At 60.5% G+C, this 26,814-nt stretch carries 17 protein-coding genes; 5 read left to right on the top strand and 12 right to left on the bottom strand.

The window, feature by feature from the left end; genetic code table 11:
• Positions 1-48: 48 nt before the first annotated feature.
• Both ptsP and rppH read right to left on the bottom strand, forming a co-directional pair.
• On the bottom strand, positions 49-2,295 hold the full coding sequence (gene ptsP / locus K7H94_RS04065) for a phosphoenolpyruvate--protein phosphotransferase (RefSeq protein WP_058757064.1): 2,247 nt from the start codon (positions 2,293-2,295) through the stop codon (positions 49-51).
• Between the two features lie 12 nt (positions 2,296-2,307).
• Positions 2,308-2,838: an RNA pyrophosphohydrolase gene (gene rppH / locus K7H94_RS04060; protein ID WP_031279497.1), complete on the bottom strand. Its 531-nt coding sequence runs from the start codon at positions 2,836-2,838 to the stop codon at positions 2,308-2,310.
• Between the two features lie 684 nt (positions 2,839-3,522).
• Between rppH and mutH the strand changes: the two genes are divergently transcribed.
• From mutH to K7H94_RS04040, 4 genes are all read left to right on the top strand, one after another.
• Complete coding sequence (gene mutH, locus K7H94_RS04055; protein ID WP_058757065.1) at positions 3,523-4,209, top strand: DNA mismatch repair endonuclease MutH; 687 nt, start codon at positions 3,523-3,525, stop codon at positions 4,207-4,209.
• A gap of 97 nt (positions 4,210-4,306) precedes the next feature.
• Positions 4,307-5,017 (top strand): TerC family protein, encoded by a 711-nt coding sequence (locus K7H94_RS04050; protein WP_021506699.1) that lies wholly within the window; start codon positions 4,307-4,309, stop codon positions 5,015-5,017.
• Between the two features lie 116 nt (positions 5,018-5,133).
• Positions 5,134-5,352 (top strand): YgdI/YgdR family lipoprotein, encoded by a 219-nt coding sequence (locus tag K7H94_RS04045; protein WP_021506698.1) that lies wholly within the window; start codon positions 5,134-5,136, stop codon positions 5,350-5,352.
• Between the two features lie 143 nt (positions 5,353-5,495).
• Positions 5,496-6,536 carry an NADP(H)-dependent aldo-keto reductase gene (locus K7H94_RS04040; RefSeq protein ID WP_021506697.1) on the top strand — a complete coding sequence of 347 codons (1,041 nt, stop codon included), beginning with the start codon at positions 5,496-5,498 and terminating at the stop codon, positions 6,534-6,536.
• Between the two features lie 129 nt (positions 6,537-6,665).
• Here the strand turns inward: K7H94_RS04040 and lplT are convergent, their stop codons facing one another.
• The 8 genes from lplT to K7H94_RS04000 form a co-directional block, all read right to left on the bottom strand.
• On the bottom strand, positions 6,666-7,856 hold the full coding sequence (gene lplT / locus K7H94_RS04035; RefSeq protein ID WP_222951691.1) for a lysophospholipid transporter LplT: 1,191 nt from the start codon (positions 7,854-7,856) through the stop codon (positions 6,666-6,668).
• A complete protein-coding gene (gene aas, locus K7H94_RS04030; protein ID WP_166720489.1) occupies positions 7,853-10,003 on the bottom strand; it encodes a bifunctional acyl-ACP--phospholipid O-acyltransferase/long-chain-fatty-acid--ACP ligase in 2,151 nt (716 codons plus the stop codon). Before aas ends, lplT begins: the two co-directional genes overlap by 4 nt.
• Before the next feature lie 90 nt (positions 10,004-10,093).
• Entirely contained in the window at positions 10,094-11,485 is a 1,392-nt protein-coding gene (locus K7H94_RS04025; RefSeq protein ID WP_420874725.1) for an efflux transporter outer membrane subunit, read from the bottom strand.
• 12 nt (positions 11,486-11,497) lie between these two features.
• Positions 11,498-14,599: an efflux RND transporter permease subunit gene (locus K7H94_RS04020; RefSeq protein WP_222951689.1), complete on the bottom strand. Its 3,102-nt coding sequence runs from the start codon at positions 14,597-14,599 to the stop codon at positions 11,498-11,500.
• Positions 14,596-17,745 carry a multidrug efflux RND transporter permease subunit gene (locus K7H94_RS04015; protein ID WP_222951688.1) on the bottom strand — a complete coding sequence of 1,050 codons (3,150 nt, stop codon included), beginning with the start codon at positions 17,743-17,745 and terminating at the stop codon, positions 14,596-14,598. The genes K7H94_RS04020 and K7H94_RS04015 overlap by 4 nt, the downstream gene beginning before the upstream one ends.
• On the bottom strand, positions 17,742-18,947 hold the full coding sequence (locus K7H94_RS04010; protein WP_222951687.1) for an MdtA/MuxA family multidrug efflux RND transporter periplasmic adaptor subunit: 1,206 nt from the start codon (positions 18,945-18,947) through the stop codon (positions 17,742-17,744). The genes K7H94_RS04015 and K7H94_RS04010 overlap by 4 nt, the downstream gene beginning before the upstream one ends.
• A 443-nt stretch (positions 18,948-19,390) precedes the next feature.
• The gene (locus tag K7H94_RS04005; protein WP_021506690.1) at positions 19,391-21,121 is read right to left on the bottom strand and encodes a penicillin-binding transpeptidase domain-containing protein; all 1,731 of its coding nucleotides are present in this window, start codon (positions 21,119-21,121) and stop codon (positions 19,391-19,393) included.
• 311 nt (positions 21,122-21,432) lie between these two features.
• The gene (locus tag K7H94_RS04000) at positions 21,433-23,706 is read right to left on the bottom strand and encodes a molybdopterin-dependent oxidoreductase (protein ID WP_222951686.1); all 2,274 of its coding nucleotides are present in this window, start codon (positions 23,704-23,706) and stop codon (positions 21,433-21,435) included.
• A 196-nt stretch (positions 23,707-23,902) separates the two neighbouring features.
• Between K7H94_RS04000 and galR the strand changes: the two genes are divergently transcribed.
• Positions 23,903-24,904 (top strand): HTH-type transcriptional regulator GalR, encoded by a 1,002-nt coding sequence (galR, locus tag K7H94_RS03995; RefSeq protein WP_222951685.1) that lies wholly within the window; start codon positions 23,903-23,905, stop codon positions 24,902-24,904.
• Positions 24,905-25,095: 191 nt separating this feature from the next.
• Here galR and K7H94_RS03990 read toward each other — a convergent pair whose 3' ends face one another.
• Both K7H94_RS03990 and lysA read right to left on the bottom strand, forming a co-directional pair.
• Positions 25,096-25,548 carry a GNAT family N-acetyltransferase gene (locus K7H94_RS03990; RefSeq protein WP_058757074.1) on the bottom strand — a complete coding sequence of 151 codons (453 nt, stop codon included), beginning with the start codon at positions 25,546-25,548 and terminating at the stop codon, positions 25,096-25,098.
• The gene (lysA, locus tag K7H94_RS03985) at positions 25,548-26,801 is read right to left on the bottom strand and encodes a diaminopimelate decarboxylase (RefSeq protein WP_222951684.1); all 1,254 of its coding nucleotides are present in this window, start codon (positions 26,799-26,801) and stop codon (positions 25,548-25,550) included. Before lysA ends, K7H94_RS03990 begins: the two co-directional genes overlap by 1 nt.
• Positions 26,802-26,814 lie beyond the last annotated feature (13 nt).

Here is a 26,814-nt window from a genome sequence, read left to right as displayed (position 1 = left end):
GCATCATAGCACAGCCGCTTTTCACAATTTCCGCAGAAATGTAAACAGTTAACGTCCGCCGCGAATCAGTCCGCCCAAGCCGCGCCGCTCCATGAAGGCCGACACCAGATGGCGCACTTCCGTTGCGGTGTGTGCCATCACGCCCTGCTGGCTCAGTTTCTGCGCCTCTTCATAATCGAGGTGGCGCAGCAGGTATTTGACGCGCGGAATGTTCTTGCCGTTCATGCTGAGATGGTGATAACCCAGACCCACCAGCAGCGCGACGCACATCGGATCGCCCGCCATTTCACCACACAGGCACAGCTCCAGTTTGGCCTGGCGGGCTTCACTGGCGATGGTTTGCAACGCCCGCAGCATCGCCGGATGCAGCGAATCGTAAAGGTTGGCGACGCGGGTATTGTTGCGATCGACCGCCAGCAGATACTGGGTGAGATCGTTGGTGCCGACGGAGATAAAGTCCACGCGTTGTGCCAGATGCGGGATCAGAAACAGCATCGACGGCACTTCAATCATCACGCCAATGCGCGGTTTCGGAATGGCATAACCGAGCATCTCTTCCACTTCGCGACCGGCGCGATCGATCAGGCGCCGTGCCTCTTCGATCTCGTCGATATGACTGATCATCGGCAGCAGAATGCTCAGGTTGCCCGAGGCGACGTTGGCGCGCAGCATGGCGCGCACCTGCACCAGGAAGATCTCCGGCTGGTCGAGCGTCAGACGAATGCCACGCCAGCCGAGACAGGGGTTCTCTTCACTGATCGGCATGTAAGGCAGCTGTTTGTCAGCGCCGACATCCAGCGTACGCAACGTCACCGGTTTGTCGTAAAACAGTTGCAGCATGCCCTGATATTGCGCCACCTGCTCCTCTTCCGACGGGAAGCCGCTTTGCAGCATGAACGGAATTTCGGTGCGATACAGGCCGATGCCGTCAACCCAGTTGTCGAGCGCCTGTTCGTGTTCCGGGCTGAGACCGGCGTTGAGCATTACCTGCACGCGCTCGCCGCTTTTCAGCTCGCCGGGCTGCTCCACCACATCTTCGGCCATTTTGCTCAGCGCGTTCTCTTCGCTGATCAGCCGCTGATACTCCTGCACCAGCACCGGCTCTGGATCGATCAGCACTTCGCCGCGATAACCGTCAACGATCAGCAGCCGCTTGTTGAGCTGCGACGGCAGGATATCCGCGCCCATCACGGTCGGAATACCCATGGCGCGCGTGAGGATCGCCGCGTGCGAGTTGGCTGCGCCATCGCGCACCACTACGCCCGCCAGCCGCTCCTGCGGCAGCTCCGCCAGGGTGGTGGCGGTGAGTTCATCGGCCACCAGCACAAAACGTTCCGGCCAGGCGTTGGTGCCCACCAGCGTGTCGTCAAGGTGGAACAGCAGCCGCTGGCCGAGCACGCGCAAATCCCCGGCGCGCTCGCGTAAATAGTGATCCTGCAGGCTGGCAAACTGTGCGGCAAACTTCTCGATCACCGTTTTAACCGCCCACTCGGCTACCGATCCGCGCTCGATCTCGGCAAACAGATCTTTTTTCAGTCGCGCATCAGTGAGCAGGTGCGAGTAGAGATCGAAGATCGCCGCGCTCTCTTTCTGCACGCTGGCCGCGAAACGCTTGCTGAAGCGGCGAAACTCGTTACCCGCCTCGCCCATGGCGACAATCAGGCGCTCGCGTTCACGCTGTGGATCGAGCGTAGAGGCGGCGGACACCTGGTCGAGCAGCGGCTGCGTTTCATCAACCCAGCCAGGTGCAACGGCGACGCCCGGCGCGGCGGCAATCGCTTTGACGCGCGTCTGGCGGAACTGACCGAACAGCTGGCCAAGCTGCGACTGCGACAGCAGCGCGGCCATCTGCGTGGCCAGCGTAACCAGAAATGACTCTTCGCTTTCGTCAAACTGACGATGCTCTCGCTGTTGCACCACCAGCACGCCGAGCAGCTGACGCCGGCTGATGATTGGCACACCCAGAAATGAGCGGTAGCGCTCTTCTTTGACGGAGGGAATGTATTTGAAGCTGGGATGACTTTGCGCATCGGCGAGGTTGATAGGTTCGGCCAGGCGGCCCACCAGACCGACGATACCTTCGTCGAACGCCAGCGTAACCGTGCGGCCGCGCGGCTTTTTCAGGCCGCGCGTTGCCATCAGGTAGTAGCAACGCCGATCGTGATCGGCGAGGTAAACCGAGCAGACCTCGGTCTCCATCGCCAGGCATATTTCGTTGACCAGAATGTCGAGTGCTTCATTCAGACGCGGTGCACTCGCCACTTTTTCTACAATTTCGCGCAACTGAGTGAGCATAAAGGGCGTGGCCTATCCTCTTTTACGTCGATGGGCGGCGTTGTTATTGCGCTGCCCCGCACTCTCCTGCATAGACATCACCACGCCAGCGAATTCCTTCATGACGCGGCGATACACATCGCGCTTGAAAGAGACAACCTGACGTACCGGATACCAGAAGCTGACCCAGCGCCAGCCATCGAACTCCGGCGTGCTGCTGTGTTGCACATTGATATCCGCGTCACTACACATCAACTGCAGAAGAAACCACTTTTGTTTCTGGCCGATACACACCGGCTTTGTGTCCCAACGCACCAAACGTTTTGGCAACTTGTAACGTAACCAGTTACGGGTTGAAGCAAGTATTCGAACATCTTTGCGGTGTAAACCCACTTCTTCGAACAGTTCGCGATACATTGCCTGTTCAGCGGTTTCACCCGGATTGATGCCTCCCTGAGGAAACTGCCAGGAGTGCTGTCCAAAGCGCCTGGCCCATAACACTTGTCCTTGCCTGTTACAGATTACGATACCAACATTCGGGCGGTAGCCATCATCATCGATCACTGGACTACCTCAAAGCTAAATTTGAATAGCCTGATTGTTTCATACTCCTTACAGGCGGTAAACCACTGGATATCCGCGCCGCTGACCGGATAACAATGGGATAACTCACAGATAATAGCCATGTTATAAACAGACAGGGGCATTTAACGGCGATCTTATTCACCTTTTCTGTGGATAGCTTTGTGCAGAACACGGGAATGAGTTGAATAACCGCTTCGGAAAATTCTCATGCACGCCGGGGAGAATAGCACTAAAACCACCATTTATCATAGCGATAGCCTGTTAACCCGTTCAGATACACAGCGTGAAAGCCGGTTATTCTTCCCCACGCGGTTACCGCTGCTCAAAGATCCATCACCGTTGATTTTATCCACAGAGAATGTCCTAAACCTGGGCAGAGAATGGAAAAAAAGCGCGCAGTTCGGCAAAGTCAAGGCTGTAAATGGAAACAGGGGTGGGCAAAACGTGGGGTTATCCCACTTTTCTGTGGATAACTGGGTTTAAGATCCTGTTCATTGTCGATAACAAACCGGGATAACCGCCTCTTACCCTGGTGAGCGCCTGGTCAATCGCGCTAAAAAAGCATGCTGAATCATGCTATTATCACGTTTACATTGTCCGGCACGATGTGGACAACACGCGCTGACCTTTACTGACCACATTTTGACCAATGCGAGTTTTATCATGAATTGCCCTGCCGCCTTGCCTGCTGCGCCCCGTAACGAAGCCGAACTGCTTCAGCGTGCCCAACAGCTGGCTGGTCAGAGCTTTGCCGCGCTGGCCGCGCAGCTTGGCCTGCCGATGCCCGCCGATTTACGCCGTGACAAAGGCTGGGTTGGCATGCTGCTGGAGCTGCTGCTTGGCGCCAGCGCCGGCAGTAAAGCCGAGCAGGATTTTGCGCATCTGGGCATTGAACTCAAAACCATTCCGGTCGACGCGCTGGGTAAGCCGCTGGAAACCACCTTTGTCTGCGTGGCACCGCTCACCGGCAACAGCGGCGTTACCTGGCAAACCAGCCACGTGCGCCACAAGCTGGCACGGGTGCTGTGGATCCCGGTGGAGGGCGATCGTGCCATTCCGCTGGCCGAACGCCGCGTGGGTTCGCCGCTGCTGTGGCAGCCGAATGCGCAGGAAGAGCAGCAGTTACGTGAGGACTGGGAAGAGCTGATGGACATGATCGTGCTCGGCCAGGTGGAGCGCATCACCGCCCGCCACGGTGCGTGGCTGCAAATCAGGCCAAAAGCGGCCAACAGCAAAGCGCTGACCGAAGCCATCGGCGAACACGGCGAGCCGATCATGACGCTGCCGCGCGGTTTTTACCTCAAGAAGAGCTTTACCGGACCGCTGCTGGCACGGCATTTTCTGCTGTAATGCCCGGTACAACCTCGCCCTTGCAGGATCGCTTTAGGCAGCGCCGCCTGCGCCGTGTATAATTCCCGTTTACTTTTCGTTTAGGAATGAAGGATTCATGTTTGACTGGATTGCTGATCCCAACGCCTGGCTGGCGCTGGGAACATTAACCATTCTGGAAGTGGTGCTGGGTATCGATAACATTATTTTCCTGTCTCTGGTGGTCGCGAAACTGCCGCAGCACCAGCAAAACCGGGCGCGCCGGCTGGGTCTGATGGGGGCGATGTTGATGCGCCTCGGGCTGCTGGCCTCCATCGCCTGGGTGGTGAGGCTGACGCAGCCGTTGTTTTCCATCATGGACCACGCCTTTTCCGCGCGCGATCTGATTCTGCTGTTCGGCGGCCTGTTCCTGCTGTGGAAGTCGAGCATGGAGATCCATGAAACCATCGAAGGCGGCGAAGAGGAGCACAAAACCAATGTGCACTCTTTCTTCGGCGCCATCGTGCAGATCATGCTGCTCGACATCATCTTCAGCCTGGATTCGGTGATCACCGCCGTCGGTCTGTCCGATCACCTGTTCATAATGATGGCGGCGGTGGTTATCGCGGTGCTGATGATGATGGTGGCCGCGCGCGCGATTGGTGAGTTTGTTGAGCGGCATCCGTCGGTCAAGATGCTGGCGCTGGCGTTTCTGATTCTGGTCGGCTTTACCCTGATCCTCGAGAGTTTTGGTATGCATGTACCAAAAGGTTACATTTATTTTGCGATGTTCTTCTCCATGGCGGTAGAGTGTCTGAACCTGATGCGCAGCAGGAAAAACAAAGCGTAACCTGTCAAGGGCGAGCGCATCTCGCCCTGTTATTTTAGGAATGATGCGATTACTCCAGCTGGCAAAAGCATTTATTACTACACTTTTGCTGTTGAAGTGGCTTGAGGGAGCTGAGAATGAAAGGGTTGGTAAGTGCAGTGGGCCTGCTGCTGGCGGCGCTGGCATTAAGCGGTTGCAGCAGTGATTACGTTATGGCCACCAAAGATGGCCGCATGATTATGACCGAAGGTAAGCCGTCGATTGATAAAGAAACCGGTCTGGTGCAGTACACCGACGAACAGGGCCATGTTATGCAAATTAATGGTGACGAGGTTTCCACCATCATTGAGCGTTAAGTGCCAAATTGCCTCGCCTGTACGCGTTTTCCCCCTGTGCAGGCGATTTCCCGAACTTTCCCCCCTTCCTTCTGCGCCACTTCACAGGCTATAGTCCCAGAGAACACAACATTCCGTTTCATAATGAAAAAAGGAAGCCGGCAATGCATTATCACCGTATCCCCCATAGCACGCTGGAAGTCAGTCAGCTGGGGTTAGGCACGATGACGTTTGGTGAGCAGAATAGCGAAGCCGACGCCCACCAGCAGCTTGATTACGCCGTTAGCCAGGGTATTAACCTGATTGATACCGCCGAGATGTATCCGGTGCCACCGCGTCCGGAAACCCAGGGCCTGACCGAAAAATACATTGGCAGCTGGCTGCAGAAGCGCGGCAGCCGCGACAAAATCATTCTGGCGAGTAAAGTCGCCGGCCCGGTGCGCGGCAGCGATGCGCTGATTCGCCCCAACCAGGCGTTGGATCGCAAGAACATCCGCGAAGCGCTGGACGCCAGCCTGAAACGCCTTAATACCGATTACCTCGACCTCTACCAGCTGCACTGGCCGCAGCGCCAGACCAACTACTTTGGCAAGCTCGGTTATCAGTACAGTGATAACACCGCCACCGTTACGCTGCTGGAGACGCTGGAAGCGCTGACCGAACAGGTGCGCGCGGGCAAGATCCGTTACATTGGCGTCTCGAACGAAACGGCCTGGGGCGTAATGCGCTACCTGCAGCTGGCGGAGAAGCACGAGCTGCCGCGTATCGTCACCATTCAGAATCCGTACAGCTTGCTGAACCGCAGTTTTGAAGTGGGTCTGGCAGAGATCAGCCAGCATGAGGGTGTGGAACTGCTGGCTTATTCCAGCCTGGCCTTTGGTACGCTGAGCGGCAAATACCTCAACGGGGCGAAACCGGCCGGCGCACGCAATACGCTGTTCAGCCGCTTTACCCGCTACAGCGGCGAGCAGTCACAGCAGGCGATTGCTGCCTACGTGGCACTGGCGAAACAGCACAACCTGGATCCGTCACAGATGGCGCTGGCCTATGTGCGGCAGCAGCCGTTTGTGGCCAGCACCCTGCTCGGTGCCACCACCATGGAACAGCTGAAGGTTAACGTGGAGAGTTTCAACCTGACGCTGAGCGGCGAGGTGTTAGAAGCGCTGGAAGCGATTCACCGTCAGTATACGTATCCGGCACCGTAATCTCCCTGGTGCGCGTTAACGCGCACCCTACAGGGTTCGTTACCCTCGCGTACCTGCTGTGGTTTTGGCGTACGCGCCGGGCCTGGGTAGGGTCGCCATTCATGGCGACCTGGTCCCTTTCTGCGCCGCTCAGCGACGCGTTCTCCACCACAACACGGCAATCGCCATGGCGAACAGCGCGCCGAAGCCTACGCCCGTCGCGACCGCCGGCGCCCCCAGCTTAATCGCCACGGTATACAGCCCCAGCATCAACAGCATCGCGCTGTTCTCACCCAGGTTTTGCACCGCAATCGCGTTGCCAGAACCCACGGTATCTTTGCCGCGCTCCTGCAACAGCGCGTTGAGCGGCACCACAAAGAAGCCGCCGAGTGCACCAATCAGCATCAGTAGCAGATACGCATTCAGCAGGCTATGCTGCAGCGAGAACAGCACCACCATCACGCCAATCAGCACGCCGGCCGGCATGCAGCGCCGCACCGTTTGCAGCGTGACCAGTTTTGCCGCCGCGCCCGCGCCGATAACGATACCGATCGCCACCATGGCATTTAGCGTGGTCGGCGTTTTATTGTCCGTGATGCCCAGCGCCACCGGCACCCACAGCACCAGCAGGAAGCGCAGCGTGACGCCGGCGCCCCAGAACAGGCTGGTGCCGAGCAGCGAGAAGCGGGTTTCACCGTTACGCCACAGCCGCTGTGCCGAGGCGATAAAGCTGCGCAGCATCGCGCCAGCGTGCCAGCTCTGGCCGGGGCGCGCTGCCAGCAGACGCGGAATGAACAGATTCGCCACCACCGCCAGTGCGTAAGTGAGTGCACACACCACCAGTGCTGCCAGCAGATGCCAGTCGGCGAGCACGCCGCCTGCCACCGAGCCGAGCAGAATCGCCGCGATAGTCGACGACTCCATCAGCCCGTTGGCTTTCACCAGCCGCGCGCCGCTGGTGATCTCCGTCAGGATGCCGTATTTCGCCGGCGAATATGCCGCCGCGCCAACGCCCACCAGCGTGTAGCCGAGAAACGGATTAAAGCCGAAGCAGATCACCAGCGCACCGAGCAGCTTGAGGCTGTTGGCAAACATCATCACCCGCCCTTTGGCAAAGCTGTCGGCCATCTGTCCGACAAACGGCGCGAGCAGAATGTAAGTGGCCACAAACAGCATCTGCAGGATCGGCTGGCTCCAGTCCGGATAGAACTGACTTTTCAGCAGCGCCAGCGTGGCGAACAGCAGCGCGTTGTCGCCAAAGGCAGAGAAAAACTGTGCCACGATCACCGCCAGCATACTGCGCGACAGCAACGGGGCGTCCGGATTCACCGTCTGACTCATGCCCGCTCCTCTTCTGCCAGCTGTTTCAGGCTGACGTAGTCTGGTTTACCGCTGCCCAGCATCGGCAGCTGTTTCATGTAGCGAATATCGCGCGGCACGGCCAGCTCTGGCGCACCCATCTCACGCGCGGCCTGCTGCAGCCGCTCGCGGCTGAGTTCACTGTCGGTGGTAAACAGCACCAGCGCTTCACCACGCTGGCCATCGGGCCGCAGCGACGCCGCGTGCTGTTTCTCCGCCGAGGCTTTCAGGGCAATCTGCTCCACGCTCTCCAGCGACACCATCTCACCAGCGATTTTGGCGAAGCGTTTAGCGCGCCCCTGAATCTGACAGAAACCGCCCTCGTCAAAGCTGACAATATCCCCGGTATCGTACCAGCCGGCTTCCTGTTCGCCCTCGCCGTTATCCGCCACCGGTGGCTCCAGCACGCCGGGGTTTTCCACCCGCAGGTAGCCGTTCATCACATTCGGACCGCGCAGCTGCAGCCGTCCGCCCTGCTCAATGCCCGGTACCGCAATCAGACGTGAATCCATGCCAGGCAGAATACGGCCGACGGTATGCGATTTGGCGGCCATCGGTACGTTGATTGCCACCACTGGCGCACACTCGGTCACGCCGTAACCTTCGAGGATGCGGATGCCGTACTTCTCCATGTAGATCTGGCGCGTGCCTTCCTGCAGCTTCTCGGCACCGGCCACCACGTAGCGCAGCCGGGCGAAATCGTACGGGCTGGCAAAGCGCGCATAGTTGCCGAGGAAGGTGGAGGTGCCGAACAGCACGGTGCAGTTACGGTCATACACCAGCTCCGGCACGATGCGATAGTGCAGCGGGCTGGGATAGAGGAACACCTGCGCGCCGGTCAGCAGCGGCGTGAACAGCCCGACGGTGAGGCCGAAGGCGTGGAACAGCGGCAGCGCCGACATAAAGCGGTCACGCGGGGTGAAATCCGCCACGGTGCGAATCTGCTCCACATTCGCCAGCAGGCTTTTATGCGAGTGCACCACACCTTTGGGATTGCCTTCCGAGCCGGAGGTAAACAGCACCATTGCCGCGTCTTCTGGCTGCTGGGCAACCTGTGCCCGGCGTGGCAGCAGCAGGTGCGCGAGGATCCACAGTTTGTCCTGCAGCGTGACGGTATCCTTCAGATCCTCCAGATAGATCCACTGCACCTCCGTCAGCCCCTGCGGCAGGTGCCACAGGTTGCCCTTCTCGAGGAACTGGCGCGAGGTAAACACGGTTTTCACCTGCGAGGCGGTCAGCGCCGCGCGCATGCCGTTGATGCCGGCGGTGTAGTTGAGCATGGCCGGCACGCGACCGCGCAGTGAAGCCCCGAGAATCGCTGCCGCGGTCACCGTGGCATTCGGCAGCAGCAGGCCAACGAATTCGCCCTGCTGGCTGTAGCGCTCCAGAATGCGTCCGACGCCGAGCGCTTTTTTCAGCAGTCCGGTGTAGCTGTCCGGCTTAAAGTTGATGTCTTCGATGCAGGGTTTGCTCAACCCGTAACGGGTGCGCGCATTGAGAAAAGCGTCGAACAGCGTTTCGCGCGGGCGCACCGCCATGCGCGCTTCCATCATCACATGATGTAAATGCTCACCTGCCAGCACGCGGCGGTCGCGCGCGCGTTTCGCTTCCGGCATGGGAATCACCGTGGCAGGCAGCACCGTCAGGGTGATGCGCGGGAACAGGCGACGTTTAAACACCCCGGCCAGGCGGCCAAACGGGGTGTACTCTGCGCCTTCAATGCGCATCGGCACCACGGTGGCGGCGGATTTCGCCGCGACGAAGCCAGCGCCGCTGTAGATTTTCATCAATGAACCGGTGACGGTAATGCGCCCTTCCGGAAAGATCACCACCGGACGCCCTTCGTTGATCATGCGCACCAGATGTTTGATCGACATCGGTTTGGTGGGGTCGAGCGGCACGAAGTCGATGACCGGCCTGAGCAGGCGCATATACCACTGTTCGCTGATCGAAGAATAGACGGCGAACACCGGTTTGATGGGCAGAAACAGCGCCAGCAGCACGCCATCGAGAAACGACATATGGTTTGGCGTGATCAGCACTTTTTCTTTGTGCAGGGCAGTCAGATCGCCACGCAGCTCAACGCGCCATAACAGGCGACAGAGGAAACGCAGAACGGTAAATAGCATGCCAGCTCCTTAGCAGCGGTAAAAAATGGTTCTTACCTTGCAGGATCCGGGGATGTTCGACAAGTAGCGCAGTGATTTATCGTGATGAATTCAGGGTGATTCGCCCTGCCAGCCGCCGCCCAGCGCGGCGATCAGCGCCACGCTGCTCACCCACTGGCTGCTCTGCAGCGACAGCAGGCTCTGCTGCTCGCTCAGGCTGCTGTTTTCCGTGGTAGCGACATCAAGGTAATCAATCATGCCGGCGTCATACTGGTTGCGCGTTACGCGTGCTGACTCCTGTGCCGCCACGGCGGCGCGCTGCTGCGCGGCGATTTCCCTCTGCAAGGTATTCAGTTCCACCAGGTTATCTTCCACTTCTCCCAGCGCGCTCAGCACCGTCTGGCGATAGGTGGCCACGCTGGCATCATAGGCGGCACGCGCCTGCGCCACTTTCGCCGAGGTCGCGCCAAAGTCGAGCAGCGTACCGCTGAGCTCCGGCCCCAGCGACCAGGCGCGATTCGGCAGCGACAATAAACTGTGGATCGCTGAGGCGGTCACCCCACCGCTGGCGCTGAGCGTCAGGTCGGGATAATAACCGGCAACCGCCACTCCGACCGCCGCGTTGGCGGCCGCCACGTTACGTTCGGCATAGGCGATGTCCGGACGGCGCTGCAGCAGCGCCGAAGGCAGGCTCTGTGGAATGGACGGCAGCGTGGCATCCAGCTTCGCCACTGGCAACGTAAAGTCGGCTGGCGCCCGCCCCAGCAGCAGCGCCACCGCGTGCTCCAGTTGCGCGCGCTGCCACTGATAATCCTGCGCCGAAGCGCGGGCGCTCTCCAGCTGCATCTGCGCCTGCGCCAGGGTGGCGCGGGATTCGCTACCGGCGCGGTACTTGTTGTCGATCACGCTGAGATAGCGCTGATAAGCTTCAATGCTGCGCTGATAGAGCGCGATCTTTTCGTCGATGATGCGCAGCTGAAAATAGTCCTGCGCCAGCTCTGACTGGGCGCTCAGCGTAACATTGGCCAGTTCAGCCTGGCTGGCCTGCGCGCTGGCCTTATCCTCTTCCTGGGTGCGGCGCAGTTTTCCCCACAGATCCAGCTCCCAGCTGGCACTCAGCGTGGCGCTGTGGCTGTTGCTGACGCTGCGCTGACCGCTGGTGCTGGCACGGCTGCCGCTGCGCGTGCTGCTGACATCGTAGTCGAGTGAGGGAAACAGCGCCGCGCGCGACTGCGCGCTCAGCGCCTGAGCTTCGCGATACTGCGCCGCATAACTGGCGACGTTCTGGTTGGAGATGCTCACCTGGCGCAGCAGGCTGGACAAGGTAGCATCGTGATACACCGTCCACCACTCCCCTTTGCGACTGGCGTCCTGCGGCGTGGCCTGCGTCCAGCCTTTGGCCTCTTTATAATGCGTCGGCAGCGCCATCGCCGGACGCTGATAATCGGGGCCAACGCTACAGCCAGCAACCAGTAGCGCCGCCGTCAGCGCGCCAATGTTCATCATTTTCATCAATCAGGATTCCACATGACGCACGCGCCGCCACTGACGCTGGGTGGCGCGGCTGAGACGATCCAGCCAGAGATAGACCACTGGCGTGGTAAACAGGGTCAGCAGCTGGCTCAGGGCCAGACCGCCGGCAATCGCAATCCCCAGCGGACTGCGTAAATCAGCGTCGCCACCGCTGCCCAGCGCCAGCGGCAGAGCGCCGAAGAAGGCGGCCAGCGTGGTCATCATGATCGGCCGAAAGCGCATCAGGCATGCCTGCGTAATCGCCTGCTGCGGCGACAGCCCCTGGCTGCGCTCGGCGTGCAGGGCAAAATCGATCATCATGATGGCGTTTTTCTTGACGATACCGATCAGCAAAATGATGCCGATCAGCGCAATCACCGTCAGCTGCGTATTGGTCAGCAGCAACAGCAGCAGCGCCCCGACGCCTGCCGACGGCAGCGTGGAGAGAATGGTCAGCGGGTGAATGTAACTCTCATACAGCACGCCCAGGACGATATACACCGCCGCCAGCGCCGCAATAATCAGCCACGGCATGGTGGCGGTGAGCTGAGAGAACGCCGCGGCGGTGCCGGCAAAGCCCGCCTGAATGCTGGAGGGCAACCCCAGCTGTGCCATCGCTTGCTTAATCAGCGTCTGCGCCTGCTCCAGCGACACGCCGTCGTTGAGGTTGAAGGCGATGGTGCTGGTCGCTGACTGGCCCTGATGCGCAACCGACAGCGGCGCGTTGCCGCCGCTGAAGCGGGCAAAGGCCGCCAGCGGCACGCGATCGCCGCTGTCGTTAATCACATACAGTTGTTGCAGCATGGCCGGATCGCGCGTGTCGCTATCCTGCAGGGCCATCACCACATGGTACTGATTGAGCGTGTGATAGAGCGTGGCAATCTGTCGCTGGCTAAAGGCATTGTTCAGCAGCGTGTCCAGCATCTGCACGTTAACGCCCAGCCGCGTGGCGCGGTCGCGATCGATGTTGATCACCACCTCCTGTCCGCCAGTTTGCGCATCGGAATCCACGCTGTTGAGTTGCGGTATCGCGGCGAGCGCCGCCTGGACTTTCGGCGTCCAGCGGCGCAGCAGATCGAGATCGTCAGCCTGCAGGCTGTACTGATAAGTGGCGTTGGCGCTGCGCCCGCCGATGTGCAGATCCTGCGCGGCAATCAGGAACAGCTGCGCCCCGGCAATATGGCGGGTTTTCAGGCTCAGCCGGTTAGCCACTTCGGTGGCGCTGGCAGTGCGCTGGTCAAAATCTTTCAGCCGGACAAAAAAGTTGGCGCTATTGCGCGAGCCAAACATGCCGCTGCCCATTGACGACATCACGCTGTCTACCGCCGGATCGGCCTCAATGATTTTGGTGAACGCCAGCATCTTTGGCTTCATCGCCTGGAAGGAGATGTTCTGGTCAGCGCGCAGGGCGCCCATCAGCAGGCCGGTGTCCTGATTGGGGAAAAAGCCCTTTTGCACCACGCTAAACAGAAACAGATTGAGCAGCACGGTGAGCAGCAAACTCAGCAGGGTAATCTTCTGGTGCGCCATCACCCACGCCAGGCCACGCGCGTAAGCGGCCAGCAGCGCGTTGAGCGCATTTTCGATCAGCTGATAGAGCGGATGCGGCCGCCGGGTGAGCTGCGGCTTCGGCCGCAGCAGCCGGGCGCACAGCATCGGGGTCAGGCTGAGCGAGACAAACATAGAGATCAGCAGCGAGACCGTCAGCGTCACCGCAAATTCGCGGAACAGGCGGCCAACAATGCTGCCCATCAGCAGAATCGGGATAAACACCGCCACCAGCGACACCGTCATCGACAGCACCGTAAAGCTCACCTCATGGGCACCGCGCAGGGCGGCACGCAGCGGACTCAGACCGGCTTCGATGTGCCGGGTGATATTTTCCAGCACCACGATGGCGTCATCAACAACAAAGCCCGTGGCGATGATTAGCGCCATCAGCGACAGGTTATCGAGACTGTAGCCGAGCAGATACATCACCGCGCAGGTGCCGATTAACGACACCGGCAGCGCCAGCGCCGGAATCACCACCGCCTGCAAATTACGCAGGAAGACAAATACCACGGCAATCACCAGCAGCATCGCCACCAGCAGCGTCTCTTCGGTGTCATACAGGGAGGCGCGCACCGTTGGCGAACGGTCCACCACCACTTTGAGCTGGGTATCGGCAGGCAGATCTTTCTCCAGCTGTGGCAGCTGCGCTTTGAGGGCGTCAATGGTGTCGAGCATGTTAGCGCCGGCCTGACGCTTGATGGCGATCATCACCGACGGCTGTGAATTGAGAAAGCCGGCCTGATACTGATCCTCCACCGAGTCATACACCGTGGCGACGTCATGCAGTCGCACCGCCTTACCCACGTGGTAGCTGACTATCAGGTCGCGGTACTGTGCCGCTTTGTCCAGCTGGCCGTTACCGTCCACCATCCAGGACTGGCTGCTGCCCTGCAGCATGCCTTTAGGCAGATTGGTGGTGCTGCTGGATACGGCGCTGCGCACCGTATCCAGCGCAATGCCATAGTGCGTCAGCTGTTGCGGCTGCAGATCAATGCGGACCGCCGGCAGCGCGCTGCCCATCAGCGACACCTCGCCCACGCCCCTGACCTGGCCCATCGCCTGCTCGATTTTGCTTTCGGCGAGGTCATACAGTTCACCCGGCGTGCGCGTGGCGGAGGTAAGCGCCAGCATTACAATCGGCGCGTCCGAGGGATTCGCTTTGCGATAGGTCGGCAGCGACTCCATAGCACTCGGTAACAGGCTGCGCGCCGCGTTTATCGCCGCCTGTACGTCGCGCGCCGCGCCATTGATATCGCGGTCAAGTTCAAACTGCAGTATCACGCTGGTCGAGCCCTGCGAGCTGGTCGACGTCATCTCCGTCACACCGGCAATCTGGCCGAGCGAACGCTCCAGCGGCGTCGCCACCGTGGCCGCCATGGTTTCCGGGCTGGCACCGGCCAGGCTGGCGCTGACCATGATGGTAGGAAAATCCACCTGCGGCAGCGGCGCGACGGGCAGCAGCCGGTAGCCCAGCGCCCCGAGCAGCAGGATCGCCAGCGTCAGCAGCAGCGTGGCAACCGGGCGAAAGATAAACAGCCGGGTGATGTTCATGGCTCGCCCCGCGCCTGCTGCTGCCGGCGCTGCACGTAGCGCTTACCGCGCTGCGCCAGCCCATCAAACCACAGATAGATCACCGGGGTGGAGAACAGCGTCAGCACCTGGCTCACCAGCAGGCCACCAACAATCACCAGCCCGAGCGGCTGACGCAGTTCAGCACCCGAACCGGAGGCCAGCATCAGCGGCAGCGCCCCAAGCAGCGCCGCCATGGTGGTCATCAGAATCGGCCGGAAACGCAGCAGGCAGGCCTGATGGATCGCTTCGCGCGGCGTCATATGCTGCTTATGCTGCGCCTCCAGCGCGAAGTCGATCATCATAATGGCGTTCTTTTTAACGATGCCAATCAGCAGAATGACACCAATTAGCGCGATCAGGCTGAATTCGCTGCCCGCCAGCATCAGCGTCAGCAGCGCCCCGACCGCCGCCGACGGCAGCGTGGAGAGAATGGTCACCGGATGAATAAAGCTTTCATACAGAATGCCCAGCACCACGTACATGGTGATCAGCGCCGCCAGAATCAGCCACAGCGTGTTGCCGGTGGCACTCTGAAACGCCGCGGTTTCACCCTGATAGCGCAGCGTTATGCTGGCGGGCAGTTTAAGCTGCTGCGTGACCTGCGCAATCGCCCGCTGCCCCTCCTCCAGCGAATAACCGGGGTTAAGATTGAACGACACCATCACCGCCGGGAACTGATTCAGACGCATGTGCATCAGCGCTCCGGTCCGCGCATGCACGCTGGCGATGGCGGTGAGTTTCACCATGCCGGTGGTGGTGGTCTCACTGTCGCTGTCGCTGCCGGTTGATGCACTGCTGCTCACCGGCAGATAAACGTCATCAAATGACGCCGGCGACTGCTGATACTGCGGCGCCACTTCAAGCACCACGCGATACTGATTCGCCTGGGTAAAAATGGTGGAAACCAGCCGCTGACCAAAGCTGTTGTACAGCGCGGTGTCGACGTCAGCTGCCGTGATGCCGTAGCGCGCCGCTTTATCGCGATTCAGCTCCACATAGGCCACGCGCCCCTGATCCTGCAGGTTGCTGACCACGCCATTAAACTCCGGGCGCTGCTGCAGCGCAGCTATCAGCTGCGGCGTCCAGCGCACCAGGTTTTCGCTGTCGGCATCATCAAGGGTGAACTGGTACTGGCTCGGCGTCACCTGATCGTTGACCGTCAGGTCCTGTGCTGGCTGCAGATAAAGCTGAATGCCGGCGACCTGGCGCGCCGCCTGCTGTAGCTGCGCAATCACCTCATCAGCTTTGACGTCGCGCTGGTCAAACGCTTTCAGGTTGATCTGCAGGCGCCCGCTATTGAGGCTGGTGTTATTGCCGTCGATACCAATGGTTGAGGACACACTCTCGACCGCCGGATTTTGCAGGATCACCGTTGCCAGCGCCTGCTGACGCTGCGCCATCGCCGTGAAGGAGACATCCTGCGACGCCACGGTCACCCCCTGAATAAGCCCGGTATCCTGCGTGGGAAAGAACCCTTTCGGGATGGCCAGATACAGCAGCGCGGTGAGTGCAAAGGTTGCCAGCGCCACCAGCAGCGTCAGCTTCTGATGGTTGAGCACTACGCTGAGCAGGCGGTCATAGCCGCGGACCAGTTTGTCAAACAGCTCGCCACCTTTGCGCGCAAAGCGTGACTGCTGCGCCTCCGGAATATGCCTTAACAGCCAGGCACACAGCATCGGCGTCAGCGTCAGCGACACCACCATCGACACCAGAATCGACACGGCCAGGGTGATGGCGAATTCGCGGAACAGCCGTCCGACCACATCGCCCATAAACAGCAGCGGAATCAGGACCGCAATCAGGGAAAACGTGAGGGAAATAATGGTGAAGCCAATCTGCTGCGAGCCTTTTAACGCCGCCTGCATTGGCGTTTCGCCCTGCTCCAGCCGGCGCGAAATGTTCTCCACCACCACAATCGCGTCATCAATGACAAACCCGGTGGCGATGGTCAGCGCCATCAGCGACAGGTTGTTGAGGCTGAAATCGGCGAGATACATCACGCCAAAGGTGCCAATCAGCGACAGCGGTACTGCCACGCTGGGAATCAGCGTCGCCGCCACGTTGCGCAGAAACAGGAAGGTCACCATCACCACCAGTGCGATCGACAGCATCAGTTCAAACTGTACGTCGCTGATTGAGGCGCGGATGGTCTGCGTGCGATCGGCGAGCACACGCATTTTCACGCCATCCGGCAGCGCCGCCTGCAGAACGGGCAGCTGTTTTTTAATGCTATCCACCACCTGAATGACGTTAGCGCCGGGCTGACGCTGCACGCTGATGACAATCGCCGGACGGTTATTGGCCCACGCCGACTGAAAGCGATTCTCCGGCCCCTGTTCGATATGGGCGATATCTTTCAGCCGCAGCGCCGCACCGTTCTGCCAGGTGAGAATCAGATTGCCGTATTCGGCCGCGGTGCGCAGCTGGTCATTGGCGTCGATGGTCACCGAGTGATATTTGCCGTCGAAGCCGCCTTTCGAACCATTGACGTTGCTGTTGGCGATCAGCGTATTGACGTCTTCCAGCGACAGCTTGTGCGCCGCCAGCGCTTTTGGATCCATCTGCACGCGAATCGCCGGCTGATTACCGCCCGCCAGGGTCACCATCCCCACGCCGTTGATTTGCGACAGCTTCAGCGCCACGCGCGTGTTCACCAGATCCTGCACCTCAGTCAGCGGCAGCGTGTCGGAACTGGCGGCCAGCGTGATCACCGCACTGTCGGCCGGATTGACCTTTTTATACGTCGGCGGATTGGGCAGATCGTCCGGTAGCAGATTATTCGCCGCGTTGATTGCCGCCTGGACTTCCTGTTCAGCGACGTCGAGCGACAGATCGAGGCTGAACTTCAGGGTGATAATCGATGATCCGCCCGAACTGGCAGACGTCATCTGGCTAAGACCGGCCATCTGACCGAGCTGACGCTCCAGCGGCGAGGTCACTGATGAGGCCATCACGTCCGGGCTGGCGCCAGGATAAAGGGTGGTAACCTGGATGGTCGGATAATCCACCTGCGGCAGCGCCGAGGTGGAGAGAAAGCGATAAGCGAACAGGCCGGCGATCAGCACGCCGATCATCAGCAGAATCGTCGCCACCGGGCGCAGGATAAACAGACGAGACGGATTCATGGCTGGGTACTTTTGCTGTCGTCAGCCAGCTGGACTTTGCTGCCGTTAGTCAGACGATCGATCCCCTCGGTCACCAGACGATCGCCTGGCGCCACGCCCTGCAGGATCGTCTGACGATCTTCCCCCAGTGCCGGTCCGGTGGTGACCGCTTTGCGCGTCACGCTATTGTCTTTGTTGATAATAAACACAAAGCTCCCGTCGCTGCTCAGCTGCAGCGCCTGCGCCGGAATCACCGTCGCGTTTTTCAGCGTGCCGGTTTGCAGACGCAGATTAACGAACTGGTTGGCAAACAGCGCTTCGTCCTGGTTAGGAAAGCTGGCTTTCAGTTCGATGGTGCCGGTGCTGGTATCGATCTGATTGCTGATGTACTTCACCTCACCCTGCGCCAGTACGCTGCTGTTGTCCTGATCGAAGGCCGTCGCGGGCAGGCTCTGGCCGTTGCGCAGGGCGCGCGTCAGCTGCGCGATGTAACTTTGCGGCACGCTGAACGTCACGGCGGCAGGCTGCATTTGCGTCACCACCACAATGCCGGTGGTGTCGCTGGTCTGCACCATATTGCCCGGATCGACCAGCCGCAGGCCTACGCGGCCGCTGATCGGCGAGGTGATGCGGGCATACTCAATATCCAGTTTTGCGCTGGCGATTTGCGCCTGATCCGCCGCCACCGCGCCCTGATACTGGCCGACGGTAGCAATCTGGCTATCCAGATCCTGGCGCGACAGCGAGTCCTGCGCCGCCAGCTTTTTGTAGCGTGCCAGCGTCAGTTGCGCACTGTGCAGTAGCGCCTGGTTCTGGCTGAGATCGCCCTGATACTGCGCCAGCGTCGCCTGATAACTGCGCGGATCGATCTGCGCCAGCAGCTGACCGGCGCTGACTTTCTGCCCTTCAGTAAAGAACACCTGCTGCAACTGCCCGGCCACGCGGCTGGTGACGGTGACGCTGGCGTTGGGGATCACCGTGCCGAGCGCATTCAGGTACACCGGTACGTCGGCCGTCGCGGCAACGCCGCTGTGCACCAGCGTTGCCGGGCCGCTCATCGGTGCCGCGCCGCGATGACCGCCTGGCGGCAGGTCGCCGGGTGCTGCGCCCCGCTTGCCGCCTGCCACACGCCAGATCACGCCTGCCGCGATCAGCAGCACCAGCAACACAAGCAGCCATTTCAGCCAGCGGGAGAAACCAGAACGGGGAGCATGGATAGTCATCAGCGTCTTCAGATCAGCAAAAGTGTGGGTAAAAACCCCGGTAAGCAGGGGATTATTTCAGCGAAAATCATCACGACGCGCATTATCGGCGGATCGCCAGAACGTTTTCTATACGCAAACCGTAAGCGTTTTGTTAAGAGATGCAGGATTTAAACCGCGCCCGGCAGCGGCCGGTGATGGCGCGCGCAGGCGCTATAAACGGGAGAGGAGGACAACTTACAGGCAAAAAAAACCCACGCATCCGCGTGGGTCGGTGCAACCGAACAGGGTGAATACCACAAGGGTATCGCTGCCGCAGCAGCCGATCTTCACACCAATCAATACCTCTGGGACCTTTATCGTCGCGCAATGGCGGCGCGGATAACAGCCGCAAATCGCAACGGAGTTCGGCGAAATGCAACGAGGTGTGAAAAGCTCGACTGCGCGTTTACATCCTGATTTCGTTAAGATTTATCTGATGCCGGTTTACTGTAAATCGCGTCTGGTGCCACGTTCATGTGTTTCAGCACCGGCCCCATGATGTTGCCAAATACCGGCGCGGCCACCGAGCCGCCAAAGTGATCGCCGGCGGTAGGATGGTTAATCATCACCACCAGCGCCACTTCCGGATGGCTGGCCGGCGCGATGCCGGCGGTGTAGTTGACATAGCCGCCGTCATATTTGCCGCTGCTGCCCATCTTCTCCGCGGTACCGGTTTTGGTCGCCAGCCGGTAGCCCGGAACCGCTGCTTTCACCCCGGTACCGCCCGGCAGCACGTCACTCTCCAGCATGTGCACCACGGTTTGCACGATCTGCGGATCCGCCACCTGCCTGCCCAGCACCGGTGGCGTCACTTTGGTGATCGACAGCGGGCGATAGACGCCATACGAACCGAGCGTGGCGTATTCACGCGCAATCTGCAGCGGCGTTACGCGCAGACCGTAACCGAACGAAAAGGTGGCGCGCTCGATGTCCGCCCAGCGCTGGCGGTGCAGCGGGAAGTAGCCCACGCTCTCACCGGTCAGTCCCAGCCCGGTCGGCTTGCCAAGACCAAACGCCTGATAGGTGTTCACCAGCGCTTCCGCCGGCATTGCCAGCGCGATGTGCGACACGCCGATGTCGCTGGATTTCTGCAAAATGCCGGTCATGGTCAGGCGCGGCCAGTGGCCGACATCGCGGATCAGGTGGCCGTTGACGCTGTAGGGCGTGGTGTCGATCACCGAATCGGGGCGCACCAGATGGCGCTGCAGCCCCTCCATCACCACCAGCGGCTTCACCGTCGAACCGGGCTCGTAGCTGTCATTGATGGCGGTATTGCGCATTTGCGCCGGCGTGGCGTTGTCATAATTGTTGGGGTTGAACGACGGATAAGACGCCATAGCGAGGATCTCGCCGGTGTCGATCTTCACCAGCACCGCCGCGCCCGAATCGGCCTTGTTGAGCAGCACGCCGTCGCGCAGCTTGCTGTACAGCGTAAACTGGTCAAACTTATCGATGCTGAGCTGCACCGTCGGCGGCTGCTTCGGCGGCTCGTAATCGATCATCGCAATAATGTTGCCGTCCCCGTCCTGGCGATACACCTCTTTACCCGGCTCGCCCTGCAGTACCCGGTCAAAGCCCTTCTCCAGCCCGTTAAGCCCGTTATTGTCCGCCCCGACGATGCCAATCAGCGGCGCCGCGGCTTCACTCATCGGATAAAAACGGCTGTCGTCATACACCGAACTGATGCCTTTCAGATGCAGCTCAGCAATATCTTTGGCAATGCCCAGCTCGATTTTGCGCCCGAGATAGAGGAAGCGCTTTTTCGGATTGGCGGTGATCTGCGCGCGCAACTCGTCCGGTCGCAAATTCAGCGCCGCCGCCAGATAGCTCCATTTGGCGCTGGTGAAATCGGGATTGGCCTCCAGCACGCGCAGCGGATCGGCGATGATATCGCGTGATGGCACGCTGAGCGCCAGCGCCTGGCCGTCGCGGTCGAGCAGCGTGCCACGGTTGGTCGGCAGCGTCACGGTCCGCAGCGAGCGCTGGTCGGCCTCGTGCTCCAGCATCGGATGATTGATCAGCTGCAGATCGCCGACGCGCGCCAGCAGCAGGCCCATGCAGCCTAGTACGCCCAGACAAATCAGACGAAAACGAAACGGGTTAAACGGGGCTTTAATCTGGTCTTTTCCCAGAAATTTTTTAATCGGGGGCATGGCGATCCGCTGCGATAAAAGATGAATCCAAAGGGGTTAGCTGCAGTTATAAAGAAAGGTAAAGCGAGTTGACAGGAAAACAATGTATCAGTTCGTTTATGCCCGATTGAGGTCATCGCGACGGGACGCTTCACACCGGCAGATCGCAGGCAAAAAAAACCTGCGCATCTGCGCAGGTCGGTGTAATCAAGAAAACTGTTGATGTTCACCCATCAATACCTCTGGGACCCTGACTGTAGCAAGTTGCTCAGCGCAGAAACTATCACTCAAACGCAACAGTTACCGGCAAAATGTAACCAGCGGTGAGATTGTTAGCCGATTGTGCAACTGGCGTGTTTTTTGATTTCCACCAGGCAGCTCATGGCGTTCGGGCCCTGAGTTAACGACGAGGTTCCGATGTCGAGCGTCAGCACGTTAGGGTTGCCGGCGCGGTCCCACGGCTGCCACGCTTTGCCAAAACCGGGATCGAACCAGGCACCGGTGGCGATGATCACCACGCCGGGCGTCAGGCCGTCCGTCAGGCGAACGCCAGCCAGCATACGGCCACGCGCGTTGCTCACTTCAATCTCATCGCCGTCACTGATACCGCGCGCGGCGGCATCGTCAACGTGCATATACAGCGTTTCGTGACCGGCAGTTTTGCCGGCCTGCACCGTGGCGGTGGCATCCAGCTGACTGTGCAGGCGATCCGCAGGCTGCACCGAAATCATGTGCAGCGGGAACTGCGCGCTGAGCGCTGCGCCAAGCCACTCCTGCGGCGCGCGCCACTCCGGATGCCCGGCGAAATCCGCCAGCTGGTAATCGGCGATGGTCTGGCAAAACAGCTCAATTTTGCCGCTGGCGGTGTGAATCGGATGCGCCTGCGGGTCGGCGCGGAAATCATCCATAAACACGTACGGCTTGCCGCCCTGCGGAATCTCAACAAAGCCGCGCTGCCAGAATGCCTCAAACTCCGGGAACGCGATGTCCAGCTGCGCATGCGCCTGCGCGCACTGCTGGTAAAGATGCTCAATCCACTGCATCTCGTTGCGTCCTTCGGTAAAGCGATCACGGTAGCCAAGGCGATCGGCCAGATCGGCAAAAATATCAAAGTCGTTACGCGCCTGATGCTGCGGTTTAATCGCCTGGTGCATCGCCAGCACGAAGCGGTCACGCGACGAGCCGCCAATGTCGTTGCGCTCCAGCGTGGTGGTGGCCGGCAGCACGATGTCCGCCATCTGCGCCGCGGGCGTCCAGACGATATCCTGCACGATGACCGTATCCGGGCGCTGCCAGCCCTCGACCAGCCGGTTGAGCTGCTGGTGATGGTGGAACGGATTGCCACCTGCCCAGTGCACCAGGTGAATGTCGGGATAGTGCAGCGTCTCGCCCTGAAACGCATACGGCTGGCCGGGATTGAGCAGCATGTCGCTGATGCGCGCCACCGGGATCGACAGGTTCGCCGGATTCGGGCCGGTGCTCATCAGCGGCGCCGGGCCTTCCTGGCGCGGATTGCCGACGCTGTTCATCGAGCCATGGCCAAAAGAGAAGCCGCCGCCCGGCAGTCCCGGCTGGCCCAGCATCGACGAGAGCGCAATCATCATCCAGTACGGCTGCTCGCCGCGATGGGCGCGCTGCACCGCATAAGCACAGGTGATGAAGCTGCGTTTGCCCGCCAGCTGCTGCGCCAGCAGCGCGATACGCGCTGCCGGGATGCCGGTTATCGCACTGGCCCACGCGGGCGTTTTCGCCACGCCGTCGCTTTCGCCCAGCAGATAGGCACGCAGCTGCGGCCAGCCGGTGCAGTGGCTGGCGAGGAAAGCCTCATCGATCGCGTTGCGGCGGGTAATTTCATAGCCGAGCGCCAGCATCAGCGCCACGTCGGTGTTCGGGCGAATCGGAATCCACTCGGCGTTAACGAACGCCGGGCAGTCATCGCGCATCGGGCTGATGTTAATGATCGGCGTGCCTTTGGCGCTCAGCTGCTGCAGCGCCGGTTTCAGGCTGTGCTCGCCGGCGCCGCCGGAGGCCACCTGCGCATTTTTCAGCGCCAGGCCGCCAAAGGCGACGAAAATTTCTGCATGCTCCACCACCTGCGGCCAGTCGGTGACGCGGCCGGTGAGCGGCATATAAGTGCCAATCACGTACGGCAGAAAGAACTGTGCCGCGCCCCAGCTGTAGTTACCCTGCTGATCAACGCCACCGCCGCCCTGGAAATAGAAGCGACGAATCAGGGTGCGCGCGTGGTTAACGCGACCGGCTGATGACCAGCCGTACGAACCGTTGAAAATGCCGGAAGCGCCGTAGCGGTCGCGCACCCGGCGGTTCTCTTCCGCCACCAGATCGAGCGCGGTTTCCCAGTCCACGGCGACAAAATCTTCCCGGCCGCGCAGCGTGCGATCGCTGTTTTCACGCGACTTCAGCCACGAACGGCGCACCATCGGCTGACGGATGCGTTTATCCGAGTACACCAGTTCAGGGATAGTGTGGATCATCGGGGAAGGATCGGCATCGGCGAAGAAAGGTTCGCAGGCAATCAGGCGCTGATTTTCGGTGACGGCGGTAAACGCGCCCCAGTGCGCAAGGTGCGGCACACGAGTTTTCATGGTTATGGGTCCGGCAGGCAGGTGTGATTCAGGCTGGCAGCATAGCACGGTGCCGTTACCGGGCTAAAGCCTCGCCGTGAGCGTCTGATTTTCCGCACTTTTGCGACAGCGCTGACATTCTGGCGGGTTGCGGCTGCCGGGCTTTTCCGTAACACTGAGAGCATGTGTAAACGTTTTCCCGGATGTCGACCATTGCATGGCTACTATTAAGGATGTTGCCCGCATGGCGGGGGTGTCGGTCGCGACCGTGTCCCGCGTCATCAATAATTCGCCCAAAGCCAGCGAGAGTTCGCGCCTCGCCGTTACCCAGGCCATGGAACAGCTGCAGTATCACCCGAACGCCAATGCCCGCGCGCTGGCGCAGCAATCCACCGAAACGCTCGGGCTGGTGGTAGGCGATGTGTCAGACCCGTTTTTTGGCGCGATGGTGAAAGCGGTCGATGAAGTCGCCGGGCAAACCGGCAACTTTCTGCTGATTGGTAACGGTTACCATAATGAGCAGAAAGAGCGTCAGGCGATTGAACAGCTAATGCGCCATCGCTGCGCTGCGCTGGTGGTGCACGCCAAGAAAATTCCCGATGACGATTTAGAGCTGCTGATGAAGCAGGTGCCGGGCATGGTGCTGCTGAACCGGCTGCTGCAGGGGTTTGAGTCACGCTGCATTGCGCTGGATGACCGCTACGGCGCCTGGCTGGCTACGCGCCACCTGATTCAGCAGGGTCATAAGCAGATCGCCTTTATCTGCTCAACGCACACCATTTCTGACGCCGAAGATCGGCTGCAGGGCTACTACGATGCGCTGAAGGAGCACGGTCTGCCGTGCAACGACCGGCTGGTCGCGTGGGGAGAACCGGATGAGGTCGGTGGCGAGCAGGCAATGACGGAACTGCTCGGACGCGGCAAGCAGGTGAGCGCGGTGGCGTGCTACAACGATTCGATGGCCGCCGGTGCGCTGGCGGTGCTGAGCGATAACGGCATTCGCGTACCGGAAGAGATGTCGCTGATTGGCTTTGATGATGTGCTGGTGTCGCGCTACGTACGTCCGCGCCTGACCACGGTGCGCTATCCGATTGTGACCATGGCGCAGCAGGCCGCGCAGCTGGCGCTGGCGCTGGCCAACGGCACCGCGCTGCCGGAGGTGACCAATATGTTTAGCCCGACGCTGGTCAGGCGGCATTCGGTGGGTGGACCGGGTTAAACGGGTGCGGGCTTTCCCTCACCCTGACCCTCTCCCTGAGGGAGAGGGAACGTTCCAGAGCGCGGTCAGCCCTGACGGGAGAAGAACGTTCCAGAGCGCGCGGTCAGCCCTCGCGGCAGGGAGCGCGCGGTCAGCCCCCTCGCCCGCTTGCGGGAGAGGGTTGGGGTGAGGGCCAGCGCGCACCCAACCCACTATAAATCCTGCGAATACACCTTCACCTGCACCTCAGGAAACTCCAGCGCATCACACTGATACTGCCAGCCGAATCGCTCGTAGTAGCCGCCAAACGTCGACCACAGCCACACCGTTGCATAGCCGCGCTGGCGGGCGTAATCCAGCACGTGCTGCTGCAGGGCGGCGCTCAGCCCCTGCCCGCGCGCCGCTTCATCCACATACAGCGCGGCAACCCACGGATAGAGATCCTGACGGCTAATCAAATCGCAGCGCCAGAACCCTACCGTGCCATGCGGCACGTCATCGTCATCCAGCGCGACAAAGGTCACCGGAAACGCGGCACCGTTCAGGCTACTGCGTACAATGCTGTCGTAAAACGCGCGCGAGGTGCCGTCACCAAACGCCTGCCATAGCCAGTCGGTGATCTGGCTGGCGTGATGCGGCACGCTGCTGAGCGGCACGATGCGCATCAGTTCAGCTCCAGCGCCAGCAGTTCCTGAATGGTCTGCGCACGGCGAATCTCACGCGGCACGCCCTGCTCAAACAGCACTTCCGGGATCAGCGGACGGCTGTTGTAGTTGGAGGACATTGATGCGCCGTAAGCGCCGGTATCATGGAACACCAGATAATCGCCGACCTGTGCCGCTGGCAGCGCGCGGGTTTCCACTTTGCCCCCTTCCAGCTGGGTAAACACATCTCCCGACTCACACAGCGGCCCGGCCACCACGCTCTCCACATTCGCCTCACCCGGCGCGCTGCCATCGGCAGGCAGCAGCGAAATATGGTGATAGCTGCCGTACATCGACGGACGCATCAGATCGCTGAAACCGGCATCCACCAGCACAAAGTGACGGCTACCCATCTGCTTCACCGCCCGCACCTGCGACACCAGTACGCCCGACTCCGCCACCAGAAAACGGCCCGGCTCAATCTCCAGCTTCACCGCATGGCCGAGGTGCGCCGCGATACGCTCGCGCGCGCCGTTCCACAGGCCGTAATAGTGCTGCGTATCAATCGCCTCCTCACCAAAGCGGTAAGGAATCGACAGCCCGCCGCCCGCCGAAATGGCCTGCAGGTCCTGACCAAAGGCCACTACCTGGTCGACCATCGCGTCGCACACCTGCTGCAGATGGCCATAATCGACGCCGGAACCGATGTGCATATGTAGCCCCACCAGCTGCAGGCCATGCTGCTGAATCGCCGCCAGCGCCAGCGGCAGATCGCTATGCCAGATGCCGTGCTTACTGTTTTCGCCGCCGGTATTGGTTTTCTGGCTGTGACCGTGGCCAAAGCCCGGATTAATGCGCAGCCAGACGCTGTGACCCGGCGAAACCGCGCCGAGCTGATGCAGCATATCCACGGAGCCGGCATTCACCGGCACCTTCAGCTCGGCGATGCGCGCCAGCGTCGGCGAGTCCAGCACATCGGCGGTGAACACAATATCCTCGCCGCCCGGCTGAAAACCGGCGGCCAGCGCACGTTCGATCTCGCCGAGCGAGACCGAATCGACCTTGACGCCGGCAGCGCGCATCAGCCGCAGAATATGAATATTCGAGCAGGCCTTTTGCGCAAAGCGCACCACGTCAAACGCGCTGAGCTGCGCAATACGCTGCTGAATGATTTCGGCATCGTAAGCCCAGAACGGGCCGCTGTAGCGCTGCGCCAGCGGCAGCAGATTTGTGGCGTTAAGCGCCGTCTGGGAATCGTTAAGTGGACGTGGCATGAGCATTCTCCTG

Source organism: Pantoea dispersa (assembly GCF_019890955.1).
Taxonomy (GTDB): domain Bacteria; phylum Pseudomonadota; class Gammaproteobacteria; order Enterobacterales; family Enterobacteriaceae; genus Pantoea; species Pantoea dispersa.
The sequence above is the reverse complement of the archived record's forward strand: the minus strand, read 5'-3'. Positions and strand labels throughout refer to the sequence as shown.

Coding starts and splice junctions, on each gene's coding strand:
- K7H94_RS04040 (WP_021506697.1), top strand. CDS start 5,496: ATGCATTATCACCGTATCCCCCATAGCACGCTGGAAGTCAGTCAGCTG.
- K7H94_RS04005 (WP_021506690.1), bottom strand. CDS start 21,121: ATGCCCCCGATTAAAAAATTTCTGGGAAAAGACCAGATTAAAGCCCCG.
- aas (WP_166720489.1), bottom strand. CDS start 10,003: ATGCTATTTACCGTTCTGCGTTTCCTCTGTCGCCTGTTATGGCGCGTT.
- K7H94_RS04045 (WP_021506698.1), top strand. CDS start 5,134: ATGAAAGGGTTGGTAAGTGCAGTGGGCCTGCTGCTGGCGGCGCTGGCA.
- K7H94_RS04025 (WP_420874725.1), bottom strand. CDS start 11,485: ATGAACATTGGCGCGCTGACGGCGGCGCTACTGGTTGCTGGCTGTAGC.
- mutH (WP_058757065.1), top strand. CDS start 3,523: ATGAATTGCCCTGCCGCCTTGCCTGCTGCGCCCCGTAACGAAGCCGAA.
- ptsP (WP_058757064.1), bottom strand. CDS start 2,295: ATGCTCACTCAGTTGCGCGAAATTGTAGAAAAAGTGGCGAGTGCACCG.
- K7H94_RS03990 (WP_058757074.1), bottom strand. CDS start 25,548: ATGCGCATCGTGCCGCTCAGCAGCGTGCCGCATCACGCCAGCCAGATC.
- K7H94_RS04050 (WP_021506699.1), top strand. CDS start 4,307: ATGTTTGACTGGATTGCTGATCCCAACGCCTGGCTGGCGCTGGGAACA.
- K7H94_RS04000 (WP_222951686.1), bottom strand. CDS start 23,706: ATGAAAACTCGTGTGCCGCACCTTGCGCACTGGGGCGCGTTTACCGCC.
- galR (WP_222951685.1), top strand. CDS start 23,903: ATGGCTACTATTAAGGATGTTGCCCGCATGGCGGGGGTGTCGGTCGCG.
- K7H94_RS04020 (WP_222951689.1), bottom strand. CDS start 14,599: ATGAACATCACCCGGCTGTTTATCTTTCGCCCGGTTGCCACGCTGCTG.
- K7H94_RS04010 (WP_222951687.1), bottom strand. CDS start 18,947: ATGACTATCCATGCTCCCCGTTCTGGTTTCTCCCGCTGGCTGAAATGG.
- lplT (WP_222951691.1), bottom strand. CDS start 7,856: ATGAGTCAGACGGTGAATCCGGACGCCCCGTTGCTGTCGCGCAGTATG.
- K7H94_RS04015 (WP_222951688.1), bottom strand. CDS start 17,745: ATGAATCCGTCTCGTCTGTTTATCCTGCGCCCGGTGGCGACGATTCTG.
- lysA (WP_222951684.1), bottom strand. CDS start 26,801: ATGCCACGTCCACTTAACGATTCCCAGACGGCGCTTAACGCCACAAAT.